12 protein-coding genes are annotated in these 9,829 nt (G+C 68.4%); 8 read left to right on the top strand and 4 right to left on the bottom strand.

The annotated features are described in order from the left end of the window. Positions 1 to 81: 81 nt before the first annotated feature. Complete coding sequence (locus QN345_RS11505) at positions 82 to 396, top strand: bifunctional 4-hydroxy-2-oxoglutarate aldolase/2-dehydro-3-deoxy-phosphogluconate aldolase (protein ID WP_323508669.1); 315 nt, start codon at positions 82 to 84, stop codon at positions 394 to 396. Between the two features lie 101 nt (positions 397 to 497). Here the strand turns inward: QN345_RS11505 and QN345_RS11510 are convergent, their stop codons facing one another. Next, complete coding sequence (locus QN345_RS11510) at positions 498 to 1,097, bottom strand: histidine phosphatase family protein (protein WP_322135362.1); 600 nt, start codon at positions 1,095 to 1,097, stop codon at positions 498 to 500. 289 nt (positions 1,098 to 1,386) lie between these two features. On the opposite strand from QN345_RS11510, the gene QN345_RS11515 reads away from it, so the two are divergent. The 5 genes from QN345_RS11515 to QN345_RS11535 all read left to right on the top strand — a co-directional run bounded on the left by QN345_RS11515 (position 1,387) and on the right by QN345_RS11535 (position 6,074). Further along, a complete protein-coding gene (locus QN345_RS11515) occupies positions 1,387 to 2,199 on the top strand; it encodes a hypothetical protein (RefSeq protein WP_322135363.1) in 813 nt (270 codons plus the stop codon). A 314-nt stretch (positions 2,200 to 2,513) separates the two neighbouring features. Then, positions 2,514 to 3,482, top strand: a complete 969-nt coding sequence (locus tag QN345_RS11520; protein WP_322135364.1) for a phospholipase — start codon at positions 2,514 to 2,516, stop codon at positions 3,480 to 3,482. Between the two features lie 123 nt (positions 3,483 to 3,605). Further along, positions 3,606 to 4,031, top strand: coding sequence for a hypothetical protein (locus QN345_RS11525; protein WP_134445931.1), 426 nt, complete (start codon positions 3,606 to 3,608; stop codon positions 4,029 to 4,031). A gap of 75 nt (positions 4,032 to 4,106) precedes the next feature. Beyond that, positions 4,107 to 5,126, top strand: a complete 1,020-nt coding sequence (locus QN345_RS11530) for an LLM class flavin-dependent oxidoreductase (RefSeq protein WP_322135365.1) — start codon at positions 4,107 to 4,109, stop codon at positions 5,124 to 5,126. Between the two features lie 138 nt (positions 5,127 to 5,264). After that, complete coding sequence (locus tag QN345_RS11535; protein ID WP_134445929.1) at positions 5,265 to 6,074, top strand: endonuclease/exonuclease/phosphatase family protein; 810 nt, start codon at positions 5,265 to 5,267, stop codon at positions 6,072 to 6,074. A 68-nt stretch (positions 6,075 to 6,142) separates the two neighbouring features. Here QN345_RS11535 and QN345_RS11540 read toward each other — a convergent pair whose 3' ends face one another. Continuing rightward, the gene (locus QN345_RS11540) at positions 6,143 to 6,895 is read right to left on the bottom strand and encodes a potassium channel family protein (protein WP_322135366.1); all 753 of its coding nucleotides are present in this window, start codon (positions 6,893 to 6,895) and stop codon (positions 6,143 to 6,145) included. A gap of 92 nt (positions 6,896 to 6,987) precedes the next feature. Then, complete coding sequence (locus QN345_RS11545; RefSeq protein ID WP_166787227.1) at positions 6,988 to 7,446, bottom strand: GyrI-like domain-containing protein; 459 nt, start codon at positions 7,444 to 7,446, stop codon at positions 6,988 to 6,990. Between the two features lie 121 nt (positions 7,447 to 7,567). Between QN345_RS11545 and QN345_RS11550 the strand changes: the two genes are divergently transcribed. After that, a complete protein-coding gene (locus tag QN345_RS11550) occupies positions 7,568 to 7,996 on the top strand; it encodes a VOC family protein (RefSeq protein WP_134445926.1) in 429 nt (142 codons plus the stop codon). 121 nt (positions 7,997 to 8,117) lie between these two features. Further along, on the top strand, positions 8,118 to 9,053 hold the full coding sequence (locus QN345_RS11555) for a DarT ssDNA thymidine ADP-ribosyltransferase family protein (RefSeq protein ID WP_323508126.1): 936 nt from the start codon (positions 8,118 to 8,120) through the stop codon (positions 9,051 to 9,053). 25 nt (positions 9,054 to 9,078) lie between these two features. On the opposite strand, the gene QN345_RS11560 is transcribed toward QN345_RS11555, so the two are convergent. Continuing rightward, positions 9,079 to 9,633, bottom strand: a complete 555-nt coding sequence (locus QN345_RS11560) for an MOSC domain-containing protein (protein WP_322137279.1) — start codon at positions 9,631 to 9,633, stop codon at positions 9,079 to 9,081. Between the last annotated feature and the right edge of the window lie 196 nt (positions 9,634 to 9,829).

The following is a 9,829-nucleotide window of genomic DNA, read 5'->3' on the forward strand; positions in this document are numbered from 1 at the left end:
ATCCGTCGCCCGGGAACACGGCGCGACGCACGTGATGAACGCGGTCGAGCCGAAGTTCGTGCCGAGCGTGTTCGCCGCGGCATCCCGCATCTTCCGGGGGTGGCTACTGCGACCGAGATCCTCCAGGCTCGTGCGCTCGGCCTCCGCTGGGTCAAGGTCTTCCCGGCCTCGATCCTCGGCCCGAACTGGGCGAAGTCGATGAAGGGGCCGTACCCCGACATGAACTTCATCGCCACCGGAGGGGTCACCGCGCTCAACGCGCCCGACTTCCTCTCCTCCGGAGTTAGCGTCGTCGGCCTGAGCTCGTCCTTCGCGGACGACGCCCAGCTCGAGCTCGTGCGCGGCCTCATCGCCGCCAGCGCAGCATCCGCTCTGACGGGTGCCGGCCGGAAGTAAGACTCAGCGAGAGCGAGTCGCACAAAGACTGCGGCGTCCAGGACGTGCTTCGGCCCCTGGACGCCGCGTTTGCGGTTTAACGCGCGGCCGGGAACGGTACGTCAGAGAACCGGGTCCATCGAGTTCAGGTGGCAGGCGTCGTTCCACATCTGCAGCACACGGTTATCGCGTTCCCAGCCGAGGGTGGACACCGTGGCGGTCCCGAGGCTGAAGTGCTTCCCCGAGGAGGCAGGCAGGCCCATCCAGCGCGCCGTCATGATGCGCAGGAAATGTCCGTGCGCGAACACGGCGACCGGGCCCGGAGCTGCGAGGCACTGCTCGATCGCGAGGTCGGCACGCGCGCCGACCTCGTCTGCGGACTCGCCGCCGGTCATCGAGTGCGTCCACACGGACCAGTCCGGGATCTCCCGGCGGATGGCCTCGGTCGTGCGCCCCTCGAACACGCCATAGTCCCACTCGAGAATGTCCTGGGAAGCGATGCCCTGCGCGGCATATCCCGCGCGCTCCATGGTTTCCCAGGCCCGCTGAAGCGGGCTGGACAAGACCGTCGGGAACGCCTCGCCGTCGAGCATCTCGCCGAGCGCGTCCGCCTGCTGCCGACCGAGGTCGGTCAGGGGGATGTCGGTGCGGCCGGTGTGCCGACCGGAAATGCTCCACTCGGTCTGCCCGTGCCGGATCAGGACGATGTCGTGCGCGGTCATGATGAAACCTCGTGATCTTCAGCGTCGTGGGAACGTCCGCGGATATCGACCGGAATGAACATGTCGATTCTTCGAGTTTAGACAGGCTCGTCGCGGAGCCTGACGGGGCACGCGTGCGGAACGCGCCCCGATACCCATGACTTTCGGAGGAAAAAGTGAGGGTTTGTGCAGGAATCCCGGCCACTATGGCCGATTCGCCTGCGCAGCATCCGAGCGCGTGGGCCCGAGACCAGTGAGCGCTGGCCCACGAGCCCTGTTCGTGCGCCCGCGTTTGCGACACCGGGACTATATGACATCGCATTCAGCACCACCCCGCCGCTCACCGCATTCTCGCCGGATCATCGCCATCTCCCTGGCCTCCGCCGTCGCCGTGGCCCTCGTCACCGGGGGCTCATACGCCCTTCAGGCCGCGAACGCCGCCCAGGACCGCGTGACCGCCACCGCAGCCCTCTCCGCGAGCACCGGCCGCCAGCACGACCAACTGGCCGTGTACGACTCGATCGCCACCGTGCACGCGAAGGACGCCGCCGCCGTCGCGCTCGACAGGGCCAACGCGGTGCTCGCTGCCGCCAAGGACAAGGTCGACGCGACCACCCTGAGCGACGTCGCGAGCTCGCTCGCGAGCTACCAGGTCCTGCCCATCGACGAGGTCGAGTCGCTCACCCAGCGCACGGCCGCCATCTCGACAAGCGTCGAAGCCGCTGCGGCCGAAGCAGACCGGGTCGCCGCCGAGAAGGCCGCTGCCGCAGCCGCTTCGGCAGAGGCCCAAAGGCTGCAGGCCCTCGCCTCAGCGAACACGCCCGCGGGCGCGAAGGCGGTGGCCCAGGGCCTGGCCGCCTCGAAGTACGGCTGGGGCGACGGCCAGTTCAGCTGCCTCGTGCAGTTATGGCAGAGGGAGTCCGGCTGGTCGTACACGGCCCACAACTCGAGTGGGGCCACCGGTATCCCGCAGGCTCTTCCGGGGAGCAAGATGGCTTCGGCCGGCTCCGACTGGGCCACCAACGCCGCGACGCAGGTCGCGTGGGGTCTCGGCTACATCGCCGCCTCCTACGGGACGCCGTGCGCGGCCTGGGCGCACTCCGAGGCCTACAACTACTACTGAGTGCCCGCTGATCGGGAGCCGCGTTCCACCGATCCGGATGCCCGTGGCCGGAAATAGGCCCCTGCATTCCTGAGAAAACCTCAGAAAAGCGGAATCGCGCTCAACAAGGGCGGCGGGCCGGGACTAGTGCGGCCCGCCACCCCTGCAGAACCCGGTTGACCGGTTACCCCGTGGATGACTTGTGGAGGTTTTGGTCGGGACTTTGCCAGAAAGCGTCTGCACTATGGCCAATTCGCCCGCGCCGTCACCGAGAGCGTGGGCCTGACACTCAGCGAACCTGGCGGTTTTCGAGCCGGTTCTCGATGGCAGGAATCATGAACTCAGCTCAATCCGCACCAGATTCGCCAACAGATTCGGCTCCGGTCGACACCCGGGCCTCGCGCAGGAACGGATCCAGGGGACGTCGCCCGAAACGGTTCACCCTCGTCACGGCCGGTCTCGCGATCGCCGCGATCGTGGCCGGAAGCGGCTTCGCGGTCAGTGCGGCCGCCGAGGCGGCCACCCGTTCCCAGAGCCGGATCGCGGCAACGGCCGACGTCGCAGCGGCGACAGGCCGGCAACACGACCAGCTCACCGTCTACACCTCGATCGCGAAGGTACACGCCCAGGATGCGGCATCCGCTGCGTTGGTCGACGCCAACCAGGTCGTCGCCGCAGCCGCGAACAAAGTGGATGCTTCCACTTTGACCGCAGCGGCGAGTTCGCTGGCGAGTTTCCAGGTCCTGCCCATCGACCAGGTCGAGTCGTTGACCGCCCGGACCAAGGCCGAGACGACGACCGTGCAGGCTGCGGTCGCAGAAGTCGACCGCGTTGCGGCCGAGAAGACCGCCGCTGAGGCCGCAGCCGCTGCCGCCGCCAGGGCCGCCGCGGAAGCCCAGGCGGCCCAGGCGGCCAAAGCAGCGAAGGCGGCTGCGGCAGCTGCTGCGGCCGCTGCGCCGCAAGCGGCGGCGTCCGTGTCATCGTCGGGGGACAACAGCCCGGCCGGCGCGCGCGCGACGGCGAGTGCGATGGCCTCCTCCCAGTACGGCTGGGGCAGCGGGGAATTCAGCTGCCTCAGTCAGTTGTGGCAGAGGGAATCCGGCTGGAACTACCAGGCGTACAACAGCTCCAGCGGAGCAACCGGCATCCCGCAGGCGTTGCCCGGCAGCAAGATGGCCTCCGCTGGCTCGGACTGGGCATCGAACGCGGCGACGCAGATCAGCTGGGGCCTCGGCTACATCAAGTCGGCCTACGGCACTCCCTGCTCTGCCTGGGCGCACTCCGAGTCCTTCGGCTACTACTGATCGGTCGGGTGCTGACCCGCCGTCGCTCGCCCGCGCCGCTCCACCCGTTCGTCTGTCGGTGGCCACTGTTAGCGTTATTCCATCCACTCCCTGAGGCTCGTGCCGAGACCGAGGAGGACGGAAATGAAGGTTTTGGTGGCCACCGGGGCGACGCAGGGCTCCCGCGGCAGTGACTCGAACGGCTGTATCGAGGGTGAGCTCGTGTGGATGCTCGAGCCGTGCCCGTATAGCCGGTGGGCCCCATACGGGGACTGCGGCTGCGGGCGCTCGTTCAGCGGAATGAACTCGCTCCAGTCCACGACGACGGCGCGGGTATGCGACGTGCCCGGCCTCACGAGGGACTACTACGAGCAGGCCCTGCGCGCGTGTTTCGACGCGCGCGGCTGGTGCGTCTGCTGCCAGGCGCGCCCGGTCCCTGAACTCGTCGACGAGCTCATCACGCTCGCGACGATCCTCGAGGAGGGCACCGTTGTGGAACGCCGCCTCGACAGGCTCACTGTGCGACGGGTGCCCGCGGCGAAGAAGCGGCGCGGGAAGGAGCGTGGGTAGCGCGGCCAGTCCGGGGAGCGGTGGTGCCGCGCGGGCGACGGGAATACCCGGCGGCCCCTCCGCGCTGCACCGGTCATGAAGCGCATCGGATTCCTCTCCTTCGGCCACCACCAGGCGGTGCGGGGCTCCCTTGCCCGCACCGCACGCGACGCCCTCCTCCAGACGGTGGAGCTCGCGGTCGCCGCCGAGGAACTCGGCGTGGACGGGGCATACGTGCGTGTGCACCACTTCGCCCGGCAGTTCGCCTCACCGTTCCCGCTGCTCGCGGCGATGGCGGCGCGCACGAACCGGATCGAGCTCGGCACCGGCGTCATCGATATGCGCTACGAGAACCCGCTGTACATGGCCGAGGAGGCCGCGATCACCGACCTGATCAGCAACGGGCGCCTCCAGCTCGGCATCAGCCGCGGGTCACCGGAAACCGCGCAGCGCGGCTACGAGAACTTCGGCTATGCGCCCGCAGACGGGCAGACCGACGCGGATGTCGCCCGCGAGCACACCTCGGTCTTCCGGGCGGCGATCATCGGGGCCGGTGTCGCGACGCCGAACCCGCAGATGTCCGCTGGAACGGCGCTGTTGCCGATCCAGCCGCAGGCTCCGGGACTGAGCGAGCGGATCTGGTGGGGCTCCGGCACCCGGGCGACCGCGAAATGGGTCGGTGAGCAGGGCATGAACCTGATGAGCTCGACGCTGCTGACCGAAGACACCGGTGTCCCGTTCGGCGACCTGCAGGCGGAGCAGATCGCGATCTACCGTGAAGCCTGGGCCGCCGCGGGCCACACCGGCACGCCGCGGGTGTCCGTGAGCCGCAGCATCCTGCCGCTCGTCACCGAAGAGGACCGGGCCTACTTCGGCCGGCCGGGCAGCCGGGAGTCCGAGGACCAGGTCGGCTACCTCGACGGCGGCCTCGCCCGCTTCGGCAAAAGCTACGTCGGCGAGCCCGACCAGATCGTCGCCCAGCTGAAGACGGATGCCGCGGTGCAGGCCGCAGACACCGTGCTCGTGACGATCCCCAACCAGCTCGGAGTCGCATACAACGCGCGCCTCCTGGAGAGCATCGTCACCCACGTCGCCCCGGGTCTCGGCTGGCGTTGAGGCCGCCGCACGACCCCGGCACAGAACGCGTGGGGAACTGACCGGTAGCCCACTCAAGCGTCCCGAAGCCTTGTGAACCTTTCAGCCGCGCGCGTTAGGCTTGAATCACCACCACGAGTCGGAAGCCAGGTCAGAGACGTGCGGGTCATCAGCTACAACCTCCGGAAGAACCGAGCGGTCGGTGAACTCGCCGCGCTCTCCGTCACCTATGAGCCGGACGTGCTCTGCCTCCAGGAGGCGGACACCCTCGAACTGCCCGACGACATCGGCACCCTGCATCTCGCCGACTCGACCCTGACCAACCGGCTCGGCCTCGCGATCTACTACCGCCAGGACCGCTTCGACGCCGTCACCACCCAGGCCTTCGCGCTCAAGAAGTCCCTGCACGACATGGTGCTGCGCCCGGCGCACGAGCGCCTGATCGGCACCCGGCTCGTTGACAAGGTCGCCGATCGCGAGCTCGTCGTCGCGTCCTTCCATGCTGCGCCGCTGACCGCGCGCAATTCGCTGCGCCGCAACCAGATCCGTTCGGCGCACGAGGAACTCAATCGCCTCGGCCCCGGCCTGCCGACGCTGATGGTCGGCGACTACAACTACCCGATCTTCAAGGGCAACCTCGGCGACAAGGTCACGGAGTCCGGCTACGACCTCACCCTGAGCGACACCCGCACATACACGCGCTACCGGTTCTTCAGGGGTCACTTCGACCTCGCAACCTCGGTCGGCCTGACCATCGAGAATGTCGAGACGCTCCCGCGCGGCACATCCGACCACATGCCGATCTTGGTGACCTCCTCCTACACCGCGGAGCCCGTGAGCCAGACCCTCCGGCAGAGCGCGCGGAAGAGCATCCGTGAGACGGATGCCGCCCGCTCGGTCGCGAGGACCGCGACGACGACCGCGACCGAGACCGCAGCTGCACCGCCGAGCACGGACTTCGACATCTGAGACGGCCGGCCTGCGACCGGTCTGGACCTAAAGGTGCGGGTGCGGGCCTGCGGGTCTGAGCCTGCTCGTCAGTCCGCGGTCGGCGGGGCCGGGAGTGGCTGGCCGACCAGGCGCTCGACGAGGGCCTTGAGCTCGCCGATCTCCACGGTGAGGGCGTCTATCTTGTCCTCGTTGACGCCGAGCTCGACCTTGATGGCCTCCTCGGCCTCGCGGCCGGCGGCGGCGAACCAGGATGCGATGTACGCGGTGATGGTGCCGATCAGCGCGATCCCGGTGACCACGAGGCCGACAGCGACGAGGCGGCCGTCCGTCGTGACGGGAAAGTGGTCCCCGAATCCGACGGTGGCCATCGTGATGAACGACCACCACCAGCCGTCCCACACCGTCACGATGTTCGCGCCGGTCGCGTTCCGTTCCGCATCGGTCACCGCGAGGCCCGCGATGAACCAGACCGACACCGCCGTGATGCCCACGTAGGTCATCACGCGGTTCTTGAGCACCTTACTCAGCCGGCGGGTGGACAGGATCACGACCGAGACCACCCGCAGGGCCCGCAACGGTCGGAACAACGGCAGGGCGACCGCGAGAAGGTCGAGGATATGGGTGCGCATGAACGCGCGTCGATCCTCCGCGAGGCTTACCCGCACCACGAAATCGACCGCGAAGGCCGCCCAGCTGCCGATCTCGATCCACTCGAGGAACAGGTGCCAGCCGGGACTGATCTCCGGCGCAATGATCGGCGTCGCGTACGCGATCAGGAAAGCGATTCCGAGCGCGAGCAGGGGAGTGTCGGTCGCGCGTTCCCAGCGGGAGCTTCTCACATCGCCTTCTCCTGGCTCGTCATGGTCGCAGGTCGCGTGCTCATGTTAGAGGGTGATTGTTGCGCCCGCGTTTCGAAAAAAGCGTGGCGGACTCAGGCGAGCGGGAACACGATCCGGGTGCGCCACTTGGCAGGGTCCGGTTCGGCGTCCGGACCCACCAGGTACTCCTCCCACATGTCCCCGGCGACGGTGAGCTTCTGCGCGGTGATCCAGTCCGTCACGGCCGCATACGTCTCGGCCATCGTCTCGTATGAGCCCACGTGGAACGTCTCGACGGCCGGACCGGACGGAAGGTGCACGACCTCGACGGCCCGGGTCGCACTGACCTCGTCGACGACGGGGAATCCGGCGGTCACGTCGACCGCGGCATCCGTGGGGGCGCCGTGATAGAGCGCGATCGGCGGACCGCTCGGGTGGGCGCCCAGCCTGCCGAGTTCGGCGGCGGAGGTACGAAAGGCGCGATCGAAATATTCGGTCAGCCTGCTCATCGGGATCACCTCGTGGACTCCGAGGAACGTGCGGGGTTCGAGGGTGATCTGTTCGGCCTTCATGGAGTCTCCCTGGTCGGTTGCCGGGCCCCGGAGGGACCCGCTGCGGCCCACAGTAGACCGCCGCCCGAAGCGACGTAAGGGTGCATAGTGGTCGCGAAGACCCCAACCCCGAGGAGGGCCCATGGCCGGCAAGATCGGAAACATCGTGTTCGACTGCGCACACCCGCGCGAGCTCTCGCACTTCTGGGCGGACGTACTCGGCTATCCCCGAGCCGAGTGGCCGCCGGAGCTGCGCGAACTCGTACTCACGAGCGACCTCACCGACGCGGACCTCGAGACGCGCAGCATCGCCGGGGATCCGGAGGGCCTGTTGCCGCGGTTGTTCTTCCAAAGGGTCCCGGAGGGCAAGACCGTCAAGAACCGGGTGCACCTCGACATCAGCGCGACACCGGGACGGGCGCCGAGCAGGGACGAGATCGATGCGGAACGGGATCGGATCGTCGCGCTCGGGGCATCTGTGGTTCGCATGGTCGACGAGAAGTGGGGGCCGTTCCCGGAATTCCACTACATCATGGCCGACCCCGAGGGAAACGAGTTCTGCATCCAATAACCGGGTTCAGGGCCGATCCCGGTAACCGCTCGGGGCAAAATCACCGTAGCGTTGAGTCGTGGTCTTCGAACACGGGTATTCGAAGAATGTGGGGGACACGAACACGAGAGGTTTTCTGGCTTTGAGCAACGAATGCATCCACGGACTCGAGGGTGGCCTGTGCGCCATCTGTTTCCCGAAACCGGTTCCGGAGGCTGTGCCCGCGACACCCGCGGTTCGCGCGAGCCGGGCCAAGTCCGCCCCGTCGCCGGCGCGCTCGAAGACGGCCTCGAAGCCTCCGTCGCTGCGGAGCGCCCCGGCAAGCAGCGCCTCCGGTGCGACGAGTGCGACCCGCCCCCGCCCCTCGACCCGGACCAAGTCGTCGATCGGGCCGAAATCCGCCCCCGACAACGTCGGCGAGCAGCGCATCTATCACCTGACCCACATCCGCAACCTCGCCGGCATCCTCGCCAGCGGTGGCCTCCTCGCCGACGCGAGCGAGGCCTGGGCCGTGCGACCCGCCGTCGACATCTCCTCCGTTCCCAACCGTGAGAAGCGCCGCAGCACGCTGATCGCCGGCACCGAGAACACGACCGTCGCGCACTTCGTGCCGTTCTTCCTCTCGCCGAACGCGACCATCTGGGACAGCATCCTCACGAACACCGGCGACCCGCGCCTGTCCAGGGACGCCCCGTATGCGGAGAACTTCGACTTCGTGATCCTCGTCAGCACCGTCAAGAAGGTCGTCGAGGCCCAGTCCGGGCACGGTGAGCCCGCCCTCGGCGTCATCGCCGTGACCGACGGCGATGCAGCGGGCACCCTGACCCGTGTCGGTGCGACGCCGGAGACGAGCGACCGGGTCCTCCGCCGGCTGCGTGCCGAGAAGGATGCCGCAGCGCTCCTCGAGGCCGAACTCCTCGTCGAGGAGACCTTCCCGTTCGAGCTCGTCACCATCGTCGCCGTCGCGAATGACAAGGTCCGTGACGTCGTGCGCGGCATTCTCGCCGAGTCCGGTCACCGCCCGAAGGTCGCGGTGTACCCGCCGTGGTTCCACGCCTCGGAGCCGGTCACCGCTTAGGCCGTCCGACGCGCGAGCGGTCGTCTCAGACGACGTCGAGGGGGACCTGTTCCCCCTCGGGCAGCTCGATCCGGATGATGTCTCCCGGCTGGACCGCACCACCGGACGCGACCACGCTCATCACGCCGGCCTTGCGGGTGATGCGGCCGGCGGCATCCGTTTCGATGAGCTGCTTCATCAGCCCGCCCTGGTATCCGTTGATCAGTGAGCAGGGGTTGCGCAGGCCGGTCAGTTCGACGACGGCGTCGGCGCCGAGGTGCAGCCGGGTGCCGAGGGGGAGCCCGGTGAGGTCGATCCCCCAGGTGGTCACGTTCTCGCCGAGTTCGCCGGGCCGCACGGTGTAGCCGTCGTGGGCGAGCTCGTCGAAGAGCTCGGACGGGATCAGGTGGACCTGGGTGAGGTTCGGCGCCGTCGGGTCCTTCTTCACGTGATAGCGGTGCTGCACGGTCGCACCCGCGTGCGCGTCGCCCTCGACGCCGAGACCCTCGAGCAGGAGGATGCGGGGCGCGGCCGGCTTGCTGAACCGGTGCGCGTCATCGAGGCTCACCGACACGACCGCCGCAGTGTGCTCGGGCCGCATGGCGTGGTCGGGCTGCGTGGGCTGTTCGGGCGGGGAAGTCACCATGAGACGATTCTGGCATGCCGCTCGTCAGCGCCAGGGGCTGGCGTCGACCTGCACGGCCACGACGTAGAGGTGGCGGCCCTGCTCGATCCGCTCGACCTCGTACACCCGCACGGCGGTGTTCACTGTGCTCGGCACCGGATGCCCGACCCCG

The sequence above is a fragment of the Cryobacterium sp. 10I1 genome (assembly GCF_035019805.1).
Lineage (GTDB): Bacteria > Actinomycetota > Actinomycetes > Actinomycetales > Microbacteriaceae > Cryobacterium > Cryobacterium glucosi.

Excerpts from the sequence above, each read along its gene's own strand:
- QN345_RS11530 (WP_322135365.1), top strand. The coding sequence starts at position 4,107 with ATGAAGCGCATCGGATTCCTCTCCTTCGGCCACCACCAGGCGGTGCGG.
- QN345_RS11550 (WP_134445926.1), top strand. The coding sequence starts at position 7,568 with ATGGCCGGCAAGATCGGAAACATCGTGTTCGACTGCGCACACCCGCGC.
- QN345_RS11525 (WP_134445931.1), top strand. The coding sequence starts at position 3,606 with ATGAAGGTTTTGGTGGCCACCGGGGCGACGCAGGGCTCCCGCGGCAGT.
- QN345_RS11520 (WP_322135364.1), top strand. The coding sequence starts at position 2,514 with ATGAACTCAGCTCAATCCGCACCAGATTCGCCAACAGATTCGGCTCCG.
- QN345_RS11560 (WP_322137279.1), bottom strand. The coding sequence starts at position 9,633 with ATGCGGCCCGAGCACACTGCGGCGGTCGTGTCGGTGAGCCTCGATGAC.
- QN345_RS11545 (WP_166787227.1), bottom strand. The coding sequence starts at position 7,446 with ATGAAGGCCGAACAGATCACCCTCGAACCCCGCACGTTCCTCGGAGTC.
- QN345_RS11510 (WP_322135362.1), bottom strand. The coding sequence starts at position 1,097 with ATGACCGCGCACGACATCGTCCTGATCCGGCACGGGCAGACCGAGTGG.
- QN345_RS11515 (WP_322135363.1), top strand. The coding sequence starts at position 1,387 with ATGACATCGCATTCAGCACCACCCCGCCGCTCACCGCATTCTCGCCGG.